This is a genomic window from Mycolicibacterium boenickei (genome assembly GCF_010731295.1).
Lineage (GTDB): Bacteria > Actinomycetota > Actinomycetes > Mycobacteriales > Mycobacteriaceae > Mycobacterium > Mycobacterium boenickei.
In genome coordinates, this window is the sequence record NZ_AP022579.1 from 2026342 (window position 1) to 2048138 (window position 21797).

General features: G+C 67.7%; 21 protein-coding genes. 16 read left to right on the forward strand and 5 right to left on the reverse strand.

The features are described 5' to 3' along the window. Positions 1 to 2007 (reverse strand): MMPL family transporter, encoded by a 2007-nt coding sequence (locus tag G6N57_RS09465; protein WP_077740219.1) that lies wholly within the window; start codon positions 2005 to 2007, stop codon positions 1 to 3. After that, positions 2000 to 3592, reverse strand: a complete 1593-nt coding sequence (locus tag G6N57_RS09470; protein ID WP_097925800.1) for a Na+/H+ antiporter — start codon at positions 3590 to 3592, stop codon at positions 2000 to 2002. Before G6N57_RS09470 ends, G6N57_RS09465 begins: the two co-directional genes overlap by 8 nt. 43 nt (positions 3593 to 3635) lie before the next feature. Here G6N57_RS09470 and G6N57_RS09475 point away from each other — a divergent pair, with 43 nt between their 5' ends. The 7 genes from G6N57_RS09475 (at position 3636) to G6N57_RS09505 (ending at position 8641) form a co-directional block, all read left to right on the forward strand. Continuing rightward, positions 3636 to 3938: a UBP-type zinc finger domain-containing protein gene (locus tag G6N57_RS09475; RefSeq protein WP_077741868.1), complete on the forward strand. Its 303-nt coding sequence runs from the start codon at positions 3636 to 3638 to the stop codon at positions 3936 to 3938. Between the two features lie 24 nt (positions 3939 to 3962). Next, positions 3963 to 5291, forward strand: a complete 1329-nt coding sequence (gene purT, locus G6N57_RS09480; protein ID WP_077741867.1) for a formate-dependent phosphoribosylglycinamide formyltransferase — start codon at positions 3963 to 3965, stop codon at positions 5289 to 5291. A 6-nt stretch (positions 5292 to 5297) separates the two neighbouring features. After that, positions 5298 to 5753 (forward strand): Rv0361 family membrane protein, encoded by a 456-nt coding sequence (locus G6N57_RS09485; RefSeq protein ID WP_077740220.1) that lies wholly within the window; start codon positions 5298 to 5300, stop codon positions 5751 to 5753. Next, positions 5750 to 6163, forward strand: coding sequence for a rhodanese-like domain-containing protein (locus tag G6N57_RS09490; RefSeq protein ID WP_077740221.1), 414 nt, complete (start codon positions 5750 to 5752; stop codon positions 6161 to 6163). Before G6N57_RS09485 ends, G6N57_RS09490 begins: the two co-directional genes overlap by 4 nt. Before the next feature lie 20 nt (positions 6164 to 6183). Further along, on the forward strand, positions 6184 to 7392 hold the full coding sequence (locus G6N57_RS09495) for an O-succinylhomoserine sulfhydrylase (protein WP_077740222.1): 1209 nt from the start codon (positions 6184 to 6186) through the stop codon (positions 7390 to 7392). A gap of 3 nt (positions 7393 to 7395) precedes the next feature. Further along, complete coding sequence (locus tag G6N57_RS09500) at positions 7396 to 7806, forward strand: hypothetical protein (protein WP_077740223.1); 411 nt, start codon at positions 7396 to 7398, stop codon at positions 7804 to 7806. 70 nt (positions 7807 to 7876) lie between these two features. Beyond that, a complete protein-coding gene (locus tag G6N57_RS09505; RefSeq protein ID WP_077741869.1) occupies positions 7877 to 8641 on the forward strand; it encodes a MerR family transcriptional regulator in 765 nt (254 codons plus the stop codon). On the opposite strand, the gene G6N57_RS09510 is transcribed toward G6N57_RS09505, so the two are convergent. Continuing rightward, positions 8638 to 9501, reverse strand: a complete 864-nt coding sequence (locus tag G6N57_RS09510; protein WP_077740224.1) for an SDR family oxidoreductase — start codon at positions 9499 to 9501, stop codon at positions 8638 to 8640. The genes G6N57_RS09505 and G6N57_RS09510 overlap by 4 nt on opposite strands. A gap of 73 nt (positions 9502 to 9574) precedes the next feature. Here G6N57_RS09510 and G6N57_RS09515 point away from each other — a divergent pair, with 73 nt between their 5' ends. The 4 genes from G6N57_RS09515 to G6N57_RS09530 all read left to right on the forward strand — a co-directional run bounded on the left by G6N57_RS09515 (position 9575) and on the right by G6N57_RS09530 (position 12687). Then, a complete protein-coding gene (locus tag G6N57_RS09515) occupies positions 9575 to 10654 on the forward strand; it encodes a class I SAM-dependent methyltransferase (protein WP_077740225.1) in 1080 nt (359 codons plus the stop codon). Between the two features lie 78 nt (positions 10655 to 10732). After that, the gene (locus tag G6N57_RS09520) at positions 10733 to 11245 is read left to right on the forward strand and encodes a GNAT family N-acetyltransferase (protein ID WP_077740226.1); all 513 of its coding nucleotides are present in this window, start codon (positions 10733 to 10735) and stop codon (positions 11243 to 11245) included. After that, the gene (locus G6N57_RS09525; RefSeq protein ID WP_077740227.1) at positions 11242 to 12339 is read left to right on the forward strand and encodes an LLM class flavin-dependent oxidoreductase; all 1098 of its coding nucleotides are present in this window, start codon (positions 11242 to 11244) and stop codon (positions 12337 to 12339) included. The genes G6N57_RS09520 and G6N57_RS09525 overlap by 4 nt, the downstream gene beginning before the upstream one ends. 66 nt (positions 12340 to 12405) lie before the next feature. After that, positions 12406 to 12687 carry a hypothetical protein gene (locus G6N57_RS09530; protein ID WP_234815594.1) on the forward strand — a complete coding sequence of 94 codons (282 nt, stop codon included), beginning with the start codon at positions 12406 to 12408 and terminating at the stop codon, positions 12685 to 12687. Here G6N57_RS09530 and G6N57_RS09535 read toward each other — a convergent pair. After that, on the reverse strand, positions 12684 to 13418 hold the full coding sequence (locus G6N57_RS09535) for an MBL fold metallo-hydrolase (protein ID WP_077740229.1): 735 nt from the start codon (positions 13416 to 13418) through the stop codon (positions 12684 to 12686). The two genes, G6N57_RS09530 and G6N57_RS09535, sit on opposite strands and share 4 nt — an antisense overlap. Positions 13419 to 13453: 35 nt before the next feature. Here G6N57_RS09535 and fgd point away from each other — a divergent pair, with 35 nt between their 5' ends. Then, positions 13454 to 14464, forward strand: coding sequence for a glucose-6-phosphate dehydrogenase (coenzyme-F420) (gene fgd, locus G6N57_RS09540; RefSeq protein WP_077740230.1), 1011 nt, complete (start codon positions 13454 to 13456; stop codon positions 14462 to 14464). A 160-nt stretch (positions 14465 to 14624) separates the two neighbouring features. Here the strand turns inward: fgd and G6N57_RS09545 are convergent, their stop codons facing one another. After that, entirely contained in the window at positions 14625 to 15386 is a 762-nt protein-coding gene (locus tag G6N57_RS09545; RefSeq protein WP_077740231.1) for a GntR family transcriptional regulator, read from the reverse strand. A gap of 243 nt (positions 15387 to 15629) precedes the next feature. Here G6N57_RS09545 and G6N57_RS09550 point away from each other — a divergent pair, with 243 nt between their 5' ends. The 4 genes from G6N57_RS09550 to G6N57_RS09565 are packed head-to-tail and all read left to right on the forward strand — an operon-like array spanning position 15630 to position 21749. Then, on the forward strand, positions 15630 to 17186 hold the full coding sequence (locus G6N57_RS09550) for an APC family permease (protein WP_077740232.1): 1557 nt from the start codon (positions 15630 to 15632) through the stop codon (positions 17184 to 17186). A 15-nt stretch (positions 17187 to 17201) separates the two neighbouring features. Beyond that, the gene (locus tag G6N57_RS09555) at positions 17202 to 18524 is read left to right on the forward strand and encodes an aspartate aminotransferase family protein (protein WP_077740233.1); all 1323 of its coding nucleotides are present in this window, start codon (positions 17202 to 17204) and stop codon (positions 18522 to 18524) included. Between the two features lie 19 nt (positions 18525 to 18543). Next, positions 18544 to 20622: a phosphate acetyltransferase gene (gene pta, locus G6N57_RS09560; RefSeq protein ID WP_077740234.1), complete on the forward strand. Its 2079-nt coding sequence runs from the start codon at positions 18544 to 18546 to the stop codon at positions 20620 to 20622. Continuing rightward, positions 20619 to 21749: an acetate kinase gene (locus G6N57_RS09565; RefSeq protein ID WP_077740235.1), complete on the forward strand. Its 1131-nt coding sequence runs from the start codon at positions 20619 to 20621 to the stop codon at positions 21747 to 21749. Before pta ends, G6N57_RS09565 begins: the two co-directional genes overlap by 4 nt. Positions 21750 to 21797 lie beyond the last annotated feature (48 nt).

Genomic DNA, 21797 nt, shown 5'->3' on the forward strand with positions numbered 1-21797 from the left:
CTAGCGCTCAGCCCGCAAACCCGGCCACCAGATCCGTGGGCCGATCAATGTGAACAGTGCCGGGATGATCACCGTGCGCACCACGAAGGTGTCCAGCAGGATGCCCAGCCCGACGATGATCCCGAGCTGGGTCAGCACGATCAGCGGCAGCACGCCCAGCACACAGAACACCGCCGCCAGCAGCACACCGGCACTCGTGATCACCGCTCCGGTGGCCGACACCGCGCGCACGACGCCTTGCCGGGTGCCGTGTTCCGGGGTCTCCTCGCGGGCCCGCGTCACCAGGAAGATCGTGTAATCCACGCCGAGGGCCACCAGGAACAGGAACGCGAACAGCGGGGTGCTGTTGTCCAGCGCCGGGAAACCGAATACGTGCACACTGGCCCAGCCGCCCAGGCCGAGCGCGGCCAGCGCGCTGAGCACCGTAACGCCGACGAGCACCAGCGGTGCGAGCACTGAGCGCAGCAGCAGGTAGAGCACGGCAAGTACCACCGCCAGGATCGCGGGGATCACCACGAGCCGGTCGCGCTGGGCCGCCGCCGCGGTATCCCTGGCCTGCGCGTCGGCCCCGCCCACGACTGCGGTCGAGTCCGCGGATCGGACCGAATCGCGGAGGGCGTCAATGGTTTCGAATGCTTCGCCGGAGGCAGGTTCGGCCTTGAGCACCACCGACCACTGCGTCAGGCCGGTCGGTGACTGACCCGCCGGAGCGGCGGAGACGACGCCGGGTGTGTCGGTGATCGCCCGCTGTACCGCGCCGGCCTTGGCGGTGGAGGCGATGACGCGGGTGGGGTCGGTCAGGCCACTCGGGAAATGAGCGGCCAAGGTCTGGTAGCCGGTCACCGATTCGGCCTTGACCCGGAACTGCTCAGTCTGGGTCAGTCCGATCGGTGTGGCCAGCAGGGCGGTGCACAGCACGGCCAGGCCGGCCAGCGAGGCCACCGCGACGCGGGCGGGTTTGCGCGCCACCGAGTCCGCAATCCGGTGCCAAACACCGGTTTCGGTCAACGGTGTGGCGCCGAGCTTGGGGATGAACGGCCAGAACAGCCGCTTGCCGCACAGGGCGAGCAGTGGCGGCAACACGACCAGGACGAAGATCGCGGCGACCACCAGACCGGACGCGGCCTGCACGCCGAGGCTGCGGTTGCTGGGCGCGGACGCGAACAACAGTGTCAGCAGGGCCAATACGACGGTGGCATTACTGGCCACGATCGCCGGTGCTGCGGCGCGCACCGCAACCACCAGGGCTTCGCGGTGCTGCTCGTACCGTCCGAGCTCCTCGCGGTACCGCGAGATCAACAGCAGTGCGTAGTTGGTGCCTGCGCCGAAAACCAGCACGCTCGTGATGCCGGATGTCGAGCCGTCCGGGCTGAGGCCTGATCCGGAGGCCACGGCGGTCCCGACGACCGAGCCCACGCGGTCGGCAAAGGCGATCACCAGCAGCGGCACCAGCCATAGCACCGGCGAGCGATAGGTGATGATGAGCAGGAGCGCCACCACCGCCGCGGTCACCGCCAGCAGTGTGATGTTAGCTCCGGCAAAGGAATTGGCGATGTCGGCACCGAACGCCGGGCCACCGGTGATCTCGGCCCGCAGTTCGGCGGGCAGGCCGTCGGCCGCGGTCGCGCGCAGTTCCTTCACGGCGTCGTTGAGCCCGAAACCGGACAGGTCGGCCTTCAGCGGCACGGTGGCCACCGCGGCCTTGCCGTCGTCGGAAACCACCAACGGCGGGCCGGGCGCGTCGGTCATCCGGTTGCGCGCATCGGCGGTGGCGTCGACGTCGGTCATGGTGAGCTCGCCGCCGTCGGTACGGGTCACCACCAGGATGGCCGGCACCTGATCCCCGCCGGGGAACTCGGTCCGCAGGGCGTCGGCCCGCGCCGATTCGGCATCGGCCGGAACGGACACCGGCGATTGCGAGGCGGCGTCGCTTCCGCTCAGCAGGCCCAGCAGTCCACCGGAGACGACCACGACCAGCACGGCCAGCCACGTCAAACGCCTAATCACGGTTCAGTGTCGCCTCTTCCAGATCGAGCCCATGCAGCACAGTACGCAGCACTTCGTCGTCGATGTGTCCGGCATCGCGTTCGGCGATGAACGTGTCTCGTTCGGCGGCAAGCATTTCCAGTCGCAGCCGGCGGAAGGCTGCCGTCGGGCTCTCACCGATGTCGTCCTCGCCGCGGCCCAGCCGTTCCCAGGCGGCGTTGCGCCGCCGGGTGTTCCACGCCCGCAACACGTCGGCGGCGCGCTGAGGCACGTCGGTGGTGGCCGATTGCTCGGCCAGCAACTCGTCGAGCCGCTCGGCGGCGGCCCGGGCGGCCTTGTCCTGGGCGGCGGCCGTGGCGATCGCGTCGCTGTGCGCCTCGTCGCCCTGCGCCCCGAGGACCCGGATGAACCACGGCAGCGTGAGCCCGTGCAGCAGCAGGGTCCCCACCACGACGACGAAGGTCAGGAACACCAACTGCGGGCGGCCGGGGAAGGGATCGCCGGCCAGCGTGGTGGCCGGGACACCGAATGCCGCGGCCAGCGACACGACGCCGCGCATGCCGGCCCAGGCGACGACGAACACCTGGGCCCGTGACGGTTCGGGTTCGTGTTCGCGGATCCGTTTGGACAACAGTCGCGGCAGATACGTGGTGGCATATACCCACACCATCCGGACCGCGATCACCGTCGTGAACACGGCGGCCGACGAGATGGCCAGAGTGGCCGCCGAGATCCCCGCCAGCTCGCTGATCACCTTCGGCAGCTGCAGCCCGATCAACAGGAACGCGAACGATTCCAGGATCAGCTGCAGTGCCTTCCACACGGCCTTGTCCTGCAGCCGCGTGGCGTAGCTGGCCTGGGCATCTCGCTGGCCCAGCAGCAGCGCGGCCACGACCACGGCGATCACGCCCGAGCCGTGGATCTCCTCGGCCAGCAGGTAGATGAAGAACGGTGCCACCAGCCCGATCGCGCTCTCGACCAGTGGATCGTCCAGCCGCGTGCGGATGAAGTGCACGACCATGCCGATCACCCAGCCCACCACCACGCCGCCGACCGCGGCCAGGGCGAACGTGCCCAACCCGCTGCTCCAGGTGGCGGCGGTGCCGATCGCGGCGCCGAGAGCCACCTTGTAGGCGGTCAGGGCGGTGGCGTCGTTGAGCAGGCTTTCCCCGCCGAGCAGCGTCATGGTGCGCCGGGGCAGGCCGAGTCTGCGGCCGACCGCGGTGGCCGACACCGCGTCGGGCGGGGCCACGATCGCGCCCAGGGTCAGCGCCGCGGCGATCGTGAGTTCGGGCACGGTGTGGAACGCGACGACGCCGACGACGAACGTCGTGGCCAGCGGAAGCCCGACGGCCAGGAACCCGATGGGGCGGATGTTGCGGCGCAGCGCCACGTAGCTGCTCTCCAACCCCGCCGACCACAGCAGCGGCGGCAGGATCACGAAGAGCACCAGGTCGGGATCCAGGTGTACGTCGTGGAAGCCGGGTAACGCGCTGCCGGCCAGCCCGGCCACCACCAGCGCCAGCGGAGCCGAGACGTCGAAGCGGCGGGCCACAGCGGCCAGCAGAACCGCGGCGACCAGCGCCGCCAGGAGTGAGGCACCCACGTTGTCGTTCCTCCTTCGTGTGCCGTGCCTATCCTTGATCAACATGTTGAGGAGAACACGCCGGCGAGAGCACAATCCGGCGCCTCGTACCTGCGAACACCTCGATGCGGCGGTCGACGATCCGCAGCCGTTGACCCCCGGGCAATGCCAGGAATGCGAAGAACTCGGCGAGCACAACTGGGCGCATCTGCGGATGTGCCTGACGTGCGGCCACGTCGGTTGCTGTGACTCGAGTCCGCATCAGCATGCCACCAAGCACTTTCACCAGTCGGGTCATCCCGTCATGCGATCGGCTGAACCCGGTGAGAGTTGGCGTTGGTGCTATATCGACCATCGAGTCGGGTGACGATCTGGCAGGCTGGTGCGTGCGATGAGTGAATCGATTGAGGACGCGCAGACCGATGACCTGACCGACGATCAGGTCGACGGCGCCGAAGATGCTCCGGCCGAGGCCAAGCCGGCCGACAACGGGCAGGAAGCAGTCCAGCCCGCCGAAGTCAAAACCGCCGAAGCCAAACCCACCGAACCCGCAGCGACGGTCCTGCTGCTGGGTTCGGGTGATCTGAGCCGTGAGCTGGCGCTGGCGTTCCAGCGGCTGGGCGGCGTCGTCGTGGCCGCCGACCGGTACTACGCGCCCGCGCACGGTGTCGCGGACCGCTCGGCGGTGATCAAGATGAACGACGCCGAGGAGCTCGCCGCCCTGATCGAGCGGGAAAAGCCCCGTTACGTGGTGGCCGAATCCGGTGTCATCGCCGCCGACGCGTTGATCGCGGTGGCCGAGCGCGGCGACATCGAGGTCCTGCCGGCTCCGCGCAGCATCCGGCTGAGTCAGGACCGCGAGGGCCTGCGTCGGCTGGCGTCGGACGAGCTGGGCCTGCCTACGGTGCCGTTCTGGTTCGCCGGGTCGGCCGAGGAGCTGACAGCGGTGGCCGAGCATGCCGGGTTCCCGTTGCTGGTCAAGCCGGTGGTCGGGGCCCAGCGTGACGGAGAGTCGGTGCTGCTGCGTGCCGATGACGTCGAGCCGGCCTGGCAGCGGGCGACGACGGCCGGTCACATCGCCCACAACCGGGTGCTGGCCGAGTCTGTCGTCGAGGTCGAATACGAGATCACGATGCTGACCGTGCGCACCGCCGGACCCAGCGGCCCCGGTGTGCAGTTCTGTGAGCCGATCGGACACCGTCAGGTGGGGACCGACGTGCTGGAGGCCTGGCAGCCGCAGGCGCTGTCGCCTGCGGCGCTGGACGCCGCGAAGTCGATCTCCGCGCGGATCGTCAACTCGCTGGGCGGCCGCGGGGTTTTCGGGGTTGAGCTGCTGGTTCAGGGCGATGACGTGTACTTCTCCGACGTGCGCATCCGGCCCCACGACAGTGGGCTGGTGACACTGCGGTCGCAGCGGCTGTCGGAATTCGAGATGCACGCACGGGCGATCCTGGGCCTGGCGGTGGACACGATCATGATCTCCCCGGCGGCAGCCGAGGTCAGCTACGGCGGCGCCGACGCCGTCGAGCCGCCGGCCGACATCAGCGCTGTGCTGGCCGAGGCACTGGCCACCTCCGAAAGCGATGTACGGCTGTTCGGCAGCCCCGGTGAATCCGAACCGCCGCGCCGTCTCGGAGTGGCGCTGGCCACCGCTCCTGACGTGATCATCGCCCGGGACCGCGCCCGTCGGGTCGGCACCGCGCTGCGCAAGCTGTGGTAGGCCGGGATGGCTGAGGAACCAGGCGAAACCGAAGATCGGCCGACGATGGCGCCCTTCCTGGGCGCGTTGGCCGTCATTGTGCTCGTGGTGATCGTTGTCATCCTGCTCAACGTCTTCGGCAGTGACGGGCGCAGCGAGGAGCAGAAGGTGAGCCTCGCCGCGGTCGGCCAGAACGATGCGCTGCAGCGGGAGAATTTCGGTGAATTCTCCGGCTACACCTGTACCGCCCGGCGCGGAACCGAGGCAGATTTCATTGCCCGCCAGCGTGATTCGGTGGCAAAGCAAGGCGCCAGATACGTGGACGACGTGAAGGAGATCAAGGTCGAGGGGGATCGGGCCAGCGCGACGGTGGTCTACCACTTCGGCAATACCCCTGACACCAAGGTGGACACCGAGACGGCATTCGTGCGTGAGGACGGCGAGTGGCGTGTCTGCTCGAGTGTGGGAGACTCACGCCCGTGAGCTATGCGGGAGACATCACGCCCGAGGAAGCCTGGAAACTTCTGAGTGAGAACTCTGAGGCCGTGCTGGTGGACTGCCGGACCGACGCCGAATGGCGCTTCGTCGGTGTGCCGGACCTGTCCAGCCTCGAGCGTGACGTGGTGTACGTGGAATGGAACCGGAACGACGGCAGCCACAACGATGGGTTCGTCGAAGATCTCCAGGCGTCCGGAGTGACGCCTGGTGAGCGGCCGGTGGTCTTCCTGTGTCGCTCCGGTAACCGTTCGATCGGCGCTGCCGAGGCCGCCACCGCGGCAGGCATCGGGCCGTCGTACAACATCCTCGACGGATTCGAGGGCAATCTCGACGAGAACCGCCACCGCGGCGGTACCGGCTGGAAAGCCGTCGGTCTGCCTTGGACACAGAGTTGAGTAGCAGGGCCGAAGACGATATGACCGACATCCCATCTGTCCGGATCCCGGCTGCGCTGCCCGAGGGCGTCAGCCAGGCCACCATCGGTGTGCGCGGCGGCCTGCTGCGCTCGGAGTTCGAGGAAACCGCCGAGGCGATGTACCTGACCTCCGGGTACGTCTACGAGTCCGCGTCCGCGGCCGAGAAGGCCTTCACCGGCGAGATCGACCGCTTCGTCTACTCCCGCTACGGCAACCCGACCATCTCGATGTTCGAGGAGCGGCTGCGCCTGATCGAGGGCGCACCCGCGTGCTTCGCCACCGCCACCGGTATGGCGGCCGTGTTCACCGCGTTGGGTGCGCTGTTGGGGGCAGGCGACCGCTTGGTGGCGGCCCGCAGCCTGTTCGGGTCGTGCTTCGTGGTGTGTAGCGAGATCCTGCCGCGGTGGGGCGTGGAGACGGTCTTCGTCGACGGGGACGACCTCTCGCAGTGGGAGGAGGCGCTGTCGGTTCCGACCCAGGCGGTGTTCTTCGAGACGCCGTCCAACCCGATGCAGTCGCTGGTGGACATCGCCGCGGTGTCCGAGCTGGCGCATGCTGCCGGGGCGAAGGTGGTGCTGGACAACGTCTTTGCCACTCCGCTGCTTCAGCAGGGCATGCCGCTGGGAGCGGACGTGGTGGTGTACTCCGGTACCAAGCACATCGACGGCCAGGGCCGGGTGCTGGGCGGGGCGATCCTCGGCGACAAGGAGTACATCGACGGTCCGGTGCAGAAGCTCATGCGCCACACCGGTCCGGCGATCAGTGCCTTCAACGCCTGGACGTTGCTGAAAGGCCTTGAGACGCTTGCGGTTCGGGTGGACTACTCGAACCGCTCGGCACACTCGGTGGCCGAGTTCCTGGAGGCCAAGCCCGGGGTGAACTGGGTGAAATACCCGTTCCTGGAATCTCATCCGCAGTACGACCTGGCCAAGCATCAGATGCGCGGCGGCGGCACCGTGGTCACCTTCGAGCTCGACGGCGGCAAGGACCGCGCCTTCGAGGTGCTCGACAAGCTGCGGGTCATCGACATCTCCAACAACCTCGGCGATGCCAAGACCCTGATCACCCATCCGGCCACCACCACCCACCGGGCCATGGGTCCGGAGGGCCGGGCGGCCATCGGCCTCGGCGACGGCGTGGTCCGCATCTCGGTCGGCCTGGAAGGTACCGAGGACCTGATCGCCGACCTGGACCAGGCGCTGGGCTAGCGCGTGTCACGGGGATCCGACGCGAAGAAGGCCCGCCGCCGCAAGCGGCAGGCCGTCCGGAGTGTGAACCGGGTGTCGGCGGAATCCGTCGACCAGTTGGCGGACATCCCCGATGCCGTAGTGGCCGACCTGGCCGAGTTCGACGAGCGAATCACCCAGCGCGGCTGGGAGTTCGACGAGGAACAGTCCAACGACGATTACGCGGTGTGGTTTTACGAGCCGTCCGGAGCCCACGTGGAGGACGGGCTGCCCGTGACCTCGATGTGGCTGGATGCGGCCGAGGACGGCGAGATCGTGCGGGTGGTGTTCGTCGGCAGCGTCGAACGCTACGAGTTCACCCATGACGAATTGACCGGCGCCCTCGACGTCATCGAGGGCTACCGCGCCGGTCGGCCACTGCCCGAGTTCGGCTAGCTCGCCCGACAAACTTGACCCTCACGCGACGTGAGGCACCAGCCTGATCTATGTGACGCGGGAGATGCAGGTGGACGAACTCACCGTGGGCGAAGTCGCGGAGCGCTTCGGTATCACGGTCCGGACGCTTCACCACTACGACGCAATCGGGTTGTTGAACCCGAGTCGGCGTGCCGCCTCGGGATATCGGGTGTACACGTCGGCGGACCTGACACGCCTGTCCCAGATCATCGTTTACCGCCGGCTCGAGCTGTCGCTCGACGAGATCGCGAGCCTGCTGGACGAGGGCGACGAGATCAGCCACCTGGTTCGTCAGCGCGAACGCGTCATGGCCCGGCTCGACGAGTTGAAGGACCTCGTCGAGGCAATCGACCAGGCATTGGAGAAGGTAATGACCGATACCCCCATGACCGACGACGACATGCGCGAACTCTTCGGCGACGGCTTCGACGACTACCAGGCGGAGGCTGCGCAAAAGTGGGGCGACACCGAAGAGTGGAAGGAATCGCAGCGGCGGGCGAAGTCCTACGGCAAGGACGACTGGGTCCAGATCAAGGGCGAAGGCGAGGCGGTGGAGAAGGCCTTGTCGGATGCTTTCCGCGCTGGGCTCGCGCCCGACTCCGAAACGGCGATGGACGCAGCCGAGCAGCACCGGCTCCACGTGCATCGCTGGTTCTACGACTGCCCGCCGACCGTCCATCGCAAGCTCGGCGACATGTACGTGAGCGACCCGAAGTACGTCGCCACGTACGACGAATCATTCGGGCTCCCCGGCCTCGCGGCCTACTGCCGCGACGCGATCCATGCGAACGCGGACCGAACTGTGGGCGATTAGCGCGTCCCGCCGGAGTCGATGACTCCCTGGGCTGACTGGGCTCGGTCCTCGTAGCTCTTGCGCTTGGCGGCGTCGAACTCCAGGAACACGCTGTCCAGGCCGAGCTTCTTGTTCATCCAGCGACGGCCCTTGGGTGGCAGCATCTGTGCGGCCTGCGCGGTGAAGCGCAGCGGCGGCGGGACCGACACATGGGTCTTGGGCTTGTTGAGCGTCTTGATGATCGCCGCGGCAATGTCCTCGGGCTCGACCGGCTTGATCGCCCCGCTGGACTTGGTGCCTGCGATCAGGTCGGTGTTGGTGAACGGCGGCATGACCACGGAGACGTCCACCCCGTGCGGGGCCATCTCGTCGGCCAGCGCGGTGGTCAGGCCGACCACGGCGTACTTGGCGCCGACGTAGACCACCTGGCCAGGCAGTGGGATCAGTCCCGACAGCGACGCGATGTTGATGACGTGCCCGCTGCGGCGCTTCACCATCTCGGGCAGTGCCAGCTGGCAACCGGTCAGCACGCCGTACACGTTGACCTCGATGGACGACCGGATGGACTGCTCGGACTGCTCCAGGAACGGGCCGATGGGCATGACGCCGGCGTTGTTGATCAGCACGTCGATGTGGCCGCCGCCGTCGGTGCGGGCCTTGTCCAGGAACGTCGCGAACGACTCGCGGTCGGTGACGTCGAGCGGGTAGCCGGACACCGGGCCGAGCTTGGTCAGCTCGACGACCGCCGATTCCTGCAGTGCCACGTCACGGTCGCCGATCACGACCCGGGCGCCGCGGGCCAGCAGGGCCTTGGCGGTGGCGTAACCGATGCCGCGCGCGGCGCCGGTGATCGCGATGGTCTTGCCCCTGATGTTGTCCATGGCGGCGAACTTTACACGTGTCAAGTTTTAGGCGGAAGGGGGTCGGCGAAGCGGCGTAGTCTGGGCGGGCGTGATGGCGAATGGCACCGATCAGCAGGCAATTACCGAAACCGCAGAAGATTTCTTCGACCGGATCACCGCGGCGATCGACAGCGCCGGGTTGACCCTTCTGTTGAGTATCGGTCACCAGACCGGGCTGTTCGATGCGATGGCGAAGCTGCCGTCGGCCACCAGCACCGAGATCGCCGAGGCGGCCCGTCTCGATGAGCGGTATGTCCGGGAATGGCTGGGCGGAATGGCTGCGGGGCGGGTGGTCGATTACGACGCGGATGCCTCGACATACCGGTTGCCCGCCCACCGCGCCGCCGCGTTGACGCGCGAGTCCGGCCTGGGCAACCTGGCGCGGCTGGCCCAGTACGTCCCGCTGATGTGCGAGGTCGAACAGAAGATCCTCGGCTGCTTCCGCGACGGCGGCGGCTTGAGCTACGGCGACTATCCGCGCTTTCACACCGTGATGGCCGAGCGCAGCGGTGAGGTATTCGACGCCGCCCTGATCAGCGATGTGCTGCCGTTGGTCGAGGACCTCCCGCGGCGGCTCGAGGCCGGGATCGACGTCGCAGACTTCGGTTGTGGCAGCGGATACGCCATCGGCCTCATGGCCCGGGCCTATCCGGCCAGCCGGTTCACCGGTGTCGACTTCTCCGAAGAGGCGACTGCCACCGGGGCCGCCGAGGCGGCCCGGCACGGGCTGACCAATGTCGCATTCCTGCCCGCCGACTTGGCGGAGCTCGACGTGACCGCGGCCTACGACCTCATCACGGCGTTCGATGCGATCCATGACCAGGCGCAGCCGGCTCGGGTGCTGGCGAACATCTATCGCGCGCTGCGGCCGGGTGGGGTGCTGCTGATGGCCGACATCAAGGCCTCCAGCCGGCTGGAGGACAACATCGGGGTGGCGATGAGCACGTACCGCTACGCCGTGTCGCTGACGCACTGCATGTCGGTCTCGCTGGGCCTGGGTGGCGCCGGGCTTGGGACGATGTGGGGCAGGCAGTTGGCCGTGTCGATGCTGGCCGATGCCGGATTCGCCGATGTGGAGGTCGCCGAGGTCGACCAGGACCCGTCGAATTACTACTACCTCGCCAGAAAATGACCGGCGCGGCAGGTTTCCGATCAGGCTGAGTCTGTGGGCATATCCCGCCCACGGCCGTGCGTTGAACCCGCCGTGGGTATGCAAACGGTGGTTAAGTCAGCCTCCGTGAGTGGTGTGCAGTTTGTCTCTGTCGACCTCGACGATCCGCTGGCCGAGCCGCTGCTGGCCGAGCTGTCCGTGGAGTACTCGGGCCGCTACGGCGGAACGGTCGACCAGATGATGGGCTGGCTGCGGGGAAAGTCCGCCGACGAGTTCGCCCCGCCGTCCGGCGGGCTATACATCGGTGTGCTCGACGGTGTGCCGGTCACCGGCGGCGCCTTCACCCGGTTCGACGCCGAGACCGCCGAACTCAAGCGCATCTGGACCGACAGTCGCTTCCGGAAACGTGGATACGGCAGGGTGCTGCTGGCCCACCTCGAATCCGAGATCGCCGCCCGCGGGTATCGGAGGGTCTACCTCACGACGGGTCACCTGCAGCCGGAGGCCGAGGCGCTCTATGACTCTGCCGGATACACCCGGCTGACCGTGCCGCTGCCGCCTGAGGGAGGCGGGGCGGTGTTCCCGATCGCGTTCGAGAAGGAGCTGAGATGAGCGTTCCGCTCTCAATTCTCGACCTGGCGCCGATCAGCGCGGGCAGTGACGCACAGACCGCACTGCGCAACACCGTCGACCTGGCTCGGCACGCCGAACAATGGGGCTTCCAACGGTATTGGGTCGCCGAGCACCACTTCGTATCCGTGGCCAGCTCGTCGCCCGCGGTGCTGGTTGGGCAGATCGCCGCGGCCACCGAACGGATCAGGGTGGGCACCGCGGCGGTGCAACTCGGCCACACGACCGCTGTCGCCGTGGTGGAGAGCTTCGGCACGCTGGCCGCGTTCCACCCCGACCGGATCGATCTCGGCGTGGGCCGCTCGGGGCAGAAGCGCGCGGAAGCGGTGCGGGACAAGCCCCGTGAGCCCAGGCCGCCGCGGGAATGGCACGAGGTCGACGGAGTGGTGATCCCGGCGCCCTATGACATCAGCGCGCTGATGCGCGATCCGCGGTTGCGGTCCCGCATGGCGGTGCTGCAGCAACCCGAAGCCGTCACACCGGATTTCGCCGAACAGGTCGACGACATCCTGGCCATGCTGACCGGCCGGTACCCGGTCGGCACGGCCGTTCCCGGCGCGGGCGCGGGTCTGACCCCGTGGGTGTTCGGCAGCAGCAAGGGGCAGAGCGCCAGGGTGGCCGCGGCCCGCGGTCTGCCGTTCGTGGCGAGCTACCACATCACCCCGGCCACCGCGCTCGAGGCAATCGAGGTGTACCGCAACGGATTCACCCCGTCGGAGCACCTGTCCGAGCCCTACGTGGCGGTATCGGCCGACGTGGTGGTGGCCGACGATGAGGCCACCGCGCGATACCTGGCGTCCAGCTATGGCCATTGGGTGTATTCGATCCGGGCCGGCGGCGGCGCCGCGCCCTACCCCGATCCCGCCGACTGCCAACCGCTGTCCGACGAACAGCTGGACGTGGTCCGCGACCGTACCGCAACACAATTCGTCGGTGACCCCGACCAGGTGGCCGCGCGGCTGGAGGCCCTGGCGCGGGTCAGCGGGGCCGACGAACTCGTCATCACCTCGGTGACGCACCGGCACGAGGACCGGCTGCGCTCGCACCAGCTGATCGCGCAGCGGTGGGGCAGTTAGCGGCTAGGCTGGCCCCCGGAGCTGTCGTCGCCGCTGGGGGTGTATTTGCCGAGTCTGCAGGTAATCGTGGGATCGTTGCTGCTGGCCGCGGCTGCGGTGGTGTTCGCGGCCGGGGTGGCTTTGCGGCTGTTCATCGGTCGCCGGGCGGATTCGGCGGAATCGCGACGACGGATGCACGCATTTCGCCGGACCAAGTTTGCCCGGGTGCTGTTCGGCTCGGTGTACGACGAGGAAGTGTTCGACCCCGACGAACTCGACCAGATGGTCCTGATGCCGACGATCGTGCTGGCCTGCGGCCTGTGCCTGACCGGGTTCTTCCTACTGGGCTACCGGATCCTGCAGCACTAAGCGTGCCGGGCGGCCGCGGCGGAGGCGGCATCGGTGATCGAGCCGCGCCACACAGGCCCGTGCCCGGGCAGCATCACCTCGGCCTCGACGGCGGCCAGCGTCTTCAGGCTGGACAGGCAGCCTGCCTCGTCGTGGTTGAACAGCGCCGGGAGCAGTGTCGGCCCGGTGGTCCGCAGCAGCGGATGCCCGGTGACCAGGGCGTCACCGCTGACCAGAACCCCGTCGACGATGAACGAGCAGTGCCCGCCGGTGTGCCCGGGGGTGGGCACCGGGATGGGCTTGCCCGGGAGGTCGTCGGTGCCGGTCAGGGCCTGAGCGGTCGGGATGCCGGCGTGGTTCATCCCGCCCTTGGCGGTGATGGTGGCCGCCCACTTCAGCCAGCGGGGCTGCCAGATGTTGCGCACGACATCGGCGGGAGCGGCCTGCTCGAGGTACTCACGCTTGGTGTGCCCGAGTTCGGTGGCGTGGCAAAAGACCGGTGTGCCATGGGTTTTCGCCAGCCAGATGGCGGTTCCGAAGTGGTCGATGTGGGCGTGGGTCAGAAGCACGGCGGCGATGTCGTCGATGGTGAAGCCGAGCTGGCGGACCGAACCGATGACGTCCTCGCGCTGTCCCGGGAACCCGGCGTCGATCAGCATCACCCGGTCCCCGTCGGTCACCAGCGTCCAGTTGACCAAGTCGGTTTGGGCGAAGTGCACATGCTCGGTGATCGCGCTCAGGGCTGCTGCCATGTCGCGAGTTTATGGGGAGGAGTAGAAACGAACCCGTGGCTGAACTGAAACTGGGATATAAGGCATCGGCGGAGCAGTTCGCGCCCCGGGAACTCGTCGAGCTGGCGGTGCTGGCCGAAGCGGCAGGGATGGACAGCGCGACGGTCAGCGACCATTTCCAGCCCTGGCGGCACGAGGGCGGGCATGCGCCGTTCTCGCTGGCCTGGATGACGGCGGTGGGCGAGCGCACCGAGCGGTTGGTGTTGGGTACGTCGGTGCTGACGCCGACGTTCCGGTACAACCCGGCGGTGATCGCGCAGGCGTTCGCGACCATGGGGTGTCTGTACCCGGGCCGGATCTTCCTCGGGGTGGGCACCGGTGAGGCGCTCAACGAGATCGCCACCGGGTACATCGGCGAGTGGCCGGAGTTCAAGGAGCGCTTCGCCCGGCTGCGCGAGTCGGTCAAGCTCATGCGCGAGCTGTGGGTGGGCGACCGCGTCGATTTCGACGGGGAGTACTACAAGCTCAAGGGCGCCTCGATCTACGACGTGCCCGAGGGCGGCATCCCGGTCTACATCGCCGCCGGTGGGCCGGTGGTGGCCAAGTACGCCGGCCGGGCGGGTGACGGGTTCATCTGCACCTCGGGCAAGGGCGAGGAGCTGTACAAGGACAAGCTCATCCCCGCCGTGAAGGAAGGTGCGGAGGCCGCCGGGCGCAATGCCGACGACATCGATCGGATGATCGAGATCAAGATCTCCTACGATCCCGACCCCAAGCTGGCCTTGGAGAACACCCGCTTCTGGGCGCCGCTGTCGCTGACCCCGGAGCAGAAGCACTCGATCGACGACCCGATCGAGATGGAGAAGGCCGCCGACGCCCTGCCCATCGAGCAGGTCGCCAAGCGCTGGATCGTCGCGTCGGATCCCGACGAGGCGGTCGAGAAGGTCGGCCAGTACGTCAAGTGGGGCCTGAACCACCTGGTGTTCCACGCACCCGGGCACGACCAGCGCCGGTTCCTCGACCTGTTCAAGAAGGACCTGGAGCCCCGGCTCCGCAAGCTGGGTTAGCGACGCGTTTTCCTGCACCGCGAGTGTGCGTGTCTGCACCTCGCCACGCCGCATTTATCCGACACCGTGCGCACGCTCGTGCTCTGCGAGGGTGCGCGTGATGCCGGCAATTATGGGCGTGTTGACCAGCAGACACGCACCCTCGCGGGGCAAGGCACGGTCAGGCACTGCTCACTGACCGCTGCACCGCCCCGACACTGCCGTGGCTGGTGGCGGTGAGCCGGACCCGGTCGGCGCGGAACAGGTCGTAGGCGTACTCGAACGGCACGCCACCGGTGTCGCGGGTGATGCGCGTGATCGCCAAAAGCGGTTTGCGGTGGGCGATGTCGAGCCATTGCGCCTCGCGGGGGCTGGCGCTCACCACTTCGATGGTCTCGGTGGTGACCGCTGGCGTCAGCCCGTACCGCACCCGCACCAGCTCATAGAGTGAACCGCCGAGCGGTTGTTCCAGCAGGTCCTCCATGTGCTCGGCCACGAAGCAGGCCAGATCCACCGACAGCGGCACCCCGTCGGCGAAGCGCAACCGCCGGACCGTGAAAATCTCCGTCCCATCATCGATTTCGAGTGCCCGCGCCTCGACCTGCGTCGCCGGCCTGCGGTCGGTGGCCAGGACCCGGGTGGCGCTGCTGTGACCGCCGCTGTGTAACCGGGCGGGAAGCCCGGCCAGCTCGGCAGCGTTGCGTTCCACCACGTCGGCACGAACGAACGTGCCGCCGTTGCGCCCGGTCCGGCGCTCCAGCACGCCGGCCTGGCTCAGCGGCAACAGCGCGCTGCGCAGCGTGGACCGCGACACCGCGAAACTCTCCGCCATCTCGCGCTCGGTGCCCAGCCGCGAGCCCGGCCGCAGGGTGCCCACGGCCAGCATGGACAGGATGCGCCTGCGCACGTCCTCGGCGACAGGGCCGCCCGGGGTCTGGGACATATCCCGAGTGTGAACCAAATCGAGCACGCGGAGCAGACCAAAAGCCACCGATTAACCTGGCCGTTGCACGATTCCCAGGTTCGAAACATGTTGGCAACAAAGGTCCTGAGCCGCAACGATTTTCGAGTTGCCCGATGATCTGGGCGGGATAACAATGTGCTGCGTCGCACTACAAAGCCGTCGTCGACGCCACCAATCAGACCAAATAGTGGTCCGAAAACCGTCCGTCAGTGAGGACCCGCAATGAGCGAGATCATCGATCCGCCGGCACCGTCCGGCGCCTCCATCCAACGCCTCAAACCCAACGCCGTGGGACTGGTCGGCGTGCTGTTCATGGCGGTCGCCACGGCCGCTCCCATCACCGCCATGGTCGGCAACGTGCCGATCGCGGTCGGCTTCGGCAACGGTGCCTACGCGCCCGCCGGATACTTCGTCGCCACCATCGTGCTGACCCTGTTCGCCATCGGCTATGCGGCGATGAGCAAGCACATCACCGCCACCGGTGCCTTCTACGGCTACATCTCGCACGGCCTGGGGCGCGTCGTCGGCCTGGGTGCGGGGTTCCTCACCGCGCTGGCCTACATGGTGTTCGAGGCCTCCCTAATCGGCATCTTCTCGTTCTTCGGCAACGACCTGTTCAAGTCGTTCTTCAACGTCGACGTGCCGTGGGTGATCTTCGCGGTCGTGATGCTGGCGGTGAACGCCGTGCTGACCTATTTCGACATCAATCTGGCGGCCAAGGTGCTCGGGGTGTTCCTGATCACCGAGATCATCATGCTGGCCATGATGGCGCTGTCGGTGGTGTTCACCGGTGGCGGCCCGCAGGGCTGGTCGCTGGGATCGCTCAACCCGCTCAACGGTTTCCAGAGCCTCTCCGGTGAGGTGGCCGGTGTCGACGGCAGCATGATCACCGTCGCCGGATCGGCCGGCGTCGGCCTGTTCTTCGCGTTCTGGTCGTGGGTGGGTTTCGAGTCCAGCGCGATGTACGGCGAAGAGTCGCGAAACCCCAAGAAGATCATCCCGATTGCGGTGATCTCGTCGGTCGTCGGCATCGGCGCGTTCTACGTTCTGGTGTCCTGGCTGGCGATCGTCGGTACTGGTCCGCAGAATGCGATTGCGCTGGCGCAGGATTCGTCCACGGCGGGTGACATCTTCTTCACCCCGGTGCAGCAGCATCTGGGTGAGTGGGCGGTCGACATGTTCAAGATCCTGTTGATGACAGGCTCGTTCGCCTGCGGCATGGCCTTCCACAACTGCGCCGCACGCTACCTCTACGCCATCGGCCGGGAGAACGTCATCCCCGGCATGCGCAAGACCATCGGTGCCACCCACCCGGTGCACGGCTCACCGCACATCGCCGGATTCGTGCAGACCGGTTTCGCGACCGCGGTGGTGATGTTCTTCGACATCACCGGGCGCGACCCCTACACCGGGCTCTACGGCCTCATGGCGTTGCTGGGCACCACGGCCATCATGATCGTTCAGGCCCTGGCGGCGTTCTCGGTGATCTCGTTCTTCCACGTGCAGAAGCGCCATCCCGAGACCGCGAACTGGTTCACCACGTTCCTGGCGCCGCTGCTGGGTGGGGTGGGCATGCTCTACGTCATCTACCTGCTCGCCAAGAACGCATCGTTTGCTGCGGGTTCGGCCGCGTCGGACTGGATCTTCACCTCGATCCCGTATGTTGTCGGCATCGCCGGACTCGGTGGCGTGCTGTGGGCGCTGTTCCTGAAATTCAGGGATCCGCAACGCTATTCCGATCTGGGGCGCACAGTGTTGGAGGAAGCGCACGAACGCTGAACGGGGGCCGCGGGTATGAGTTTTTCCAACATCATGGACTCCAACAGCTATTCGGGCGGTGTGCCGACCGATCCCGACAGCGCGGAGTTGATCTCAGCCCGTGAACGCATGCTGGGCCCGGCGTACCGGCTGTTCTACGAACGGCCGGTGCACCTGGTCCGGGGCAGCGGCAGCCACCTGTTCGACGCCGACGGCGAACGCTATCTCGACGCCTACAACAACGTGGTCAGTGTCGGGCACTGCCACCCACGCGTGGTCGCCGCCCTCACCCGCCAGGCCGAGACGCTCAACACCCACACCCGGTACCTGCACGACGGCATCGTGGCGTACTCGGAGCGGTTGTTGGCCACGCTCGGCGGCGAAGTGGACCAGGTGATGTATGCCTGCACCGGCTCGGAGGCCAACGATCTGGCCCTGCGGGTCGCCCAGATGCACACCGGGGCCCGCGGCGTGATCGTCACCCGCGACGCCTACCACGGCAATACCGAAGCAGTGACGGCCATTTCACCGTCGATCGGCGGCGCCACCATCATCGGTCCACATGTGCGCACCGTGGCCGCGCCGGACAGCTACCGCGCGGACGGCGAGGTGGCGGAGCGGTTCCTGGCCGACGTGGCCGCCGCGATCGACGACCTGAAGGCGGCCGGGCACGGGCTGAGCTGCCTGGTCGTCGACACCTTCTTCTCCTCCGACGGCATCTATCCCGACCCCTCGGTGCTGGCGCCCGCGGTGGCGGCGGTGCGCGCGGCGGGCGGGGTGTTCATCGCCGACGAGGTGCAGCCCGGGTTCGGCCGCACCGGGGAGGCGATGTGGGGCTTCACCCGCCACGGCGTCGTGCCCGACCTGGTCACCATGGGCAAGCCGATGGCCAACGGGTTGCCGGTGGCCGCGATGGCCGCCCGCAGTGAGGTGCTCGGGGCGTTCGCCCGCGAGGTGCCGTACTTCAACACGTTCGGCGGTAACCCGGTGTCGATGGCCGCCGCGGGCGCGGTGCTCGACGTCATCGAGGACGAGAAGCTGATGGACAACGCGGCTCGGGTGGGCGCCGCCTTACGTGACGAGATCAGCCGGATCGCCGCCGAGAACCCACGCATCGGCGACGTCCGTGGCGCCGGGCTCTACGTCGGTGTCGAGCTGGTGACCGACCCCGAGCTCAAGACTCCCGACCGCGCGGGGGCCCACGACCTGGTCAACGCGATGCGCGACCGCAAGGTGCTGATCTCGGTCTGCGGGTCCGACGGCAACGTCCTCAAGGTGCGCCCGCCGTTGGTGTTCTCGGACAGTGACGTGGACTGGTTCTGCACGGAATTTGCGGGGGCGGTGGCGGCGCTGGGTTGATCTAGGGAATGCTGGAGCGGTGCCGGATGGAAACATCGCGACCGCGATCTACATAGCCTCACCCGAAGGTGACACCGGCAAGTCGACGATTGCACTGGGCATCCTGCATCGGCTTGCCGCGACCGTGCCCAGGGTGGGGGTGTTCCGCCCCATCACCCGCCTCGGTGAGGATCGCGACTACATCCTCGAACTGCTGCTGGCCGGCACCACCGCGGGACTCAGCTACGACGACTGCGTCGGAGTCAGCTACCAGCAGGTGCACGAGGACCCCGACGTCGCCATCGCCGACATCGTCGACCGGTTCCACCGGGTGGCCGAGCAGTGCGACGCCGTGCTGATCGTGGGCAGCGACTACACCGATGTCGCCACCCCCAGCGAGCTGAGTATGAATGCGCGGATCGCGGTCAACCTGGGTGCACCCGTGGTGCTCGCGGTCAAAGCCGCCGACCGCACACCCGACGAGGTCGCCCATGTGGTCGAGGTGTGTCTGGCCGAGTTGAACCACCAACATGCGCACGCCGCTGCGGTGGTGGCCAACCGGTGCGACCCCGCGCAGCTGACCGCCGTGGCTGCGGCGCTCAAACCGCTCGGTCCGCCCGCCTACGTGCTGCCCGAAGAGCCGCTGCTGGTGGCGCCGTCGGTGGCCGAACTGCAGGTGGCGGTGGACGGCAACCTGATCGCCGGAGACCCGGAGCTGATGTCGCGCGAGGCGATGGGGGTGCTGGTGGCGGGCATGACCGCCGAGCACGTGCTGGAACGGCTGACCGAGGGCGTCGCCGTGGTGACCCCGGGCGACCGGTCGGACGTGGTGCTGGCCGTGGTGAGCGCCCATGCCGCGGAAGGATTTCCGTCGCTGTCCTGCATCATCCTCAACGGCGGGCTCGAGCTGCATCCGGCCATCGCATCGCTCGTGGAGGGGTTGGGGCTGCGGCTGCCCATCGTTGCCACCGAGTACGGAACCTTCGAGACCGCGAGCCGGGTCGCCGGCGCCCGAGGCAGGGTCACCGCGAAATCGCAGCGCAAGATCGACACCGCGCTCGCGCTGATGGACAAACACGTCGACGTCAACGATCTGCTCGCACAGCTGAGCATCCCGATTCCCGCGGTCACCACGCCGCAGATGTTCACCTACCAACTGCTCGACCAGGCCCGCTCCGACCGCAAGCGCATCGTGCTGCCGGAAGGTACCGATGACCGCATCCTCAAGGCCGCGGGCCGGCTGCTGCAACACGAGGTGGCCGAGCTGACCATCCTCGGCGAGGAAAACCAGATTCGTTCCCGGGCAGCAGAACTCGGGGTGAACATCGACGCGGCCGTGGTTCTCGATCCGCGCACCAGCGCATTGTGCGACCAGTTCGCCGAGCAGTATGCCGAGTTGCGCCGCAAGAAGGGCGTGACGGTCGAGCAGGCCCGCGAGATCATCCACGACGTCTCGTACTTCGGCACCATGCTGGTGCACAACGAGATGGTCGACGGCATGGTGTCGGGCGCCGCCCACACCACGGCGCACACCGTGCGCCCGGCCTTCGAGATCATCCGCACCGCGCCGGGGATCTCGACGGTGTCGAGCATCTTCCTGATGTGTCTGGCCGACCGGGTGCTGGCGTACGGCGACTGCGCGATCGTGCCCGATCCGACCTCGGAGCAACTCGCCGACATCGCGATCTCCTCGGCGCGCACCGCCGCGCAGTTCGGTATCGACCCGCGGGTGGCCATGCTGTCCTACTCCACGGGCACCTCGGGCACCGGCGCCGACGTCGACAAGGTCCGGGCCGCAACCGAATTGGTGCGGCAGCGGGAACCCGAACTGTTGGTCGAGGGGCCGATCCAGTACGACGCCGCGGTGGAGCCGTCCGTGGCCGCCACCAAGATGCCCGATTCGGCCGTGGCCGGGCGGGCCACGGTGCTGATCTTTCCCGATCTCAACACCGGCAACAACACCTACAAGGCCGTGCAACGGAGCGCAGGCGCGATCGCGATAGGTCCGGTGCTGCAGGGCCTCAACAAGCCGGTCAACGATCTGTCCAGAGGGGCGCTGGTGGAGGACATCGTGAACACCGTGGCGATCACGGCGATTCAGGCGCAGGGGTGTAAATGACGGTCCTGGTGGTCAACTCCGGCTCCTCGTCACTGAAATATGCGGTGGTCAAACCGGATTCGGGTGAGTTCCTGGCCGACGGCATCATCGAGCAGATCGGCTCGGCGCAGGTGCCCGACCATGACGCCGCGCTGCGGGCGGCGTTCGACGAACTGGCCGATCAGGGTCTGCACCTGGACACGCTGGGCCTGGTGGCGGTCGGGCACCGGGTGGTGCACGGCGGCAAGACCTTCTACCAGCCCACCCTGATCGACGGCGAGCTGATCGCCAAGGTGCAAGAGCTGGCCCCGCTTGCCCCGCTGCACAATCCACCCGCGCTGCTCGGCATCGAAGTGGCGCGCAAACTGCTGCCGGATCTGCCGCACGTGGCGGTGTTCGACACCGCTTTCTTCCACAATCTGCCCGAGGCCGCGGCGACCTACGCCATCGATCGTGAGGTGGCCGAGCGGTGGGGCATCCGGCGCTACGGATTCCACGGCACGTCGCACCAGTACGTCAGCCAGCAGGCCGCGGCTTTCCTGGATCAGCCCTACGAATCGTTGAATCAGATTGTGCTGCACCTGGGTAACGGCGCGTCGGCGTCGGCGATCGCCGGAGGCCGCCCGGTGGACACCTCGATGGGCCTGACGCCGATGGAGGGCCTGGTGATGGGCACCCGCAGCGGCGACGTCGACCCGGGCATCATCATGTACCTGTCCCGCACCGCAGGCATGGCGGTCGAGGACATCGACACCATGCTCAACCGGCAGTCCGGTGTGCGTGGCCTCGGCGGCGAGAACGACTTCCGCAAGTTGCACGCCCGGATCGAATCCGGTGATGCGAACGCGCAATTGGCATACGACGTCTACATCCACCGGCTGCGCAAGTATGTCGGGGCCTACCTCGCGGTGCTGGGCCGCGCCGATGTCATCAGCTTCACCGCGGGAGTGGGGAAGAACGATGCCGCGGTGCGCCGCGATGCGCTGGCCGGGTTGACCGGGCTGGGGATCGCGATCGACGAGGAGCTCAACGCGTCACCGTCGCGTGACACCCGGCGGATCTCGACACCGGACTCGGCGGTCACGGTGCTGGTGGTGCCGACCAACGAGGAGTTGGCGATCGCGCGGGCCGCCGCAGCCCTGGTCTGAATCAGAAGCCTTTGACTGTGCGCGTGGGGCGCAGAGTGTGCGCGTGTG

What these genes read in the sequence shown, in the direction of transcription:
- G6N57_RS09475 (WP_077741868.1), top strand. Translation starts at nt 3,636, where the DNA reads ATGTTGAGGAGAACACGCCGGCGAGAGCACAATCCGGCGCCTCGTACC.
- purT (WP_077741867.1), top strand. Translation starts at nt 3,963, where the DNA reads ATGAGTGAATCGATTGAGGACGCGCAGACCGATGACCTGACCGACGAT.
- G6N57_RS09485 (WP_077740220.1), top strand. Translation starts at nt 5,298, where the DNA reads ATGGCTGAGGAACCAGGCGAAACCGAAGATCGGCCGACGATGGCGCCC.
- G6N57_RS09495 (WP_077740222.1), top strand. Translation starts at nt 6,184, where the DNA reads ATGACCGACATCCCATCTGTCCGGATCCCGGCTGCGCTGCCCGAGGGC.
- G6N57_RS09510 (WP_077740224.1), bottom strand. Translation starts at nt 9,501, where the DNA reads ATGGACAACATCAGGGGCAAGACCATCGCGATCACCGGCGCCGCGCGC.
- G6N57_RS09515 (WP_077740225.1), top strand. Translation starts at nt 9,575, where the DNA reads ATGGCGAATGGCACCGATCAGCAGGCAATTACCGAAACCGCAGAAGAT.
- G6N57_RS09520 (WP_077740226.1), top strand. Translation starts at nt 10,733, where the DNA reads ATGCAAACGGTGGTTAAGTCAGCCTCCGTGAGTGGTGTGCAGTTTGTC.
- G6N57_RS09525 (WP_077740227.1), top strand. Translation starts at nt 11,242, where the DNA reads ATGAGCGTTCCGCTCTCAATTCTCGACCTGGCGCCGATCAGCGCGGGC.
- G6N57_RS09535 (WP_077740229.1), bottom strand. Translation starts at nt 13,418, where the DNA reads ATGGCAGCAGCCCTGAGCGCGATCACCGAGCATGTGCACTTCGCCCAA.
- G6N57_RS09545 (WP_077740231.1), bottom strand. Translation starts at nt 15,386, where the DNA reads ATGTCCCAGACCCCGGGCGGCCCTGTCGCCGAGGACGTGCGCAGGCGC.
- G6N57_RS09550 (WP_077740232.1), top strand. Translation starts at nt 15,630, where the DNA reads ATGAGCGAGATCATCGATCCGCCGGCACCGTCCGGCGCCTCCATCCAA.
- G6N57_RS09555 (WP_077740233.1), top strand. Translation starts at nt 17,202, where the DNA reads ATGAGTTTTTCCAACATCATGGACTCCAACAGCTATTCGGGCGGTGTG.
- G6N57_RS09565 (WP_077740235.1), top strand. Translation starts at nt 20,619, where the DNA reads ATGACGGTCCTGGTGGTCAACTCCGGCTCCTCGTCACTGAAATATGCG.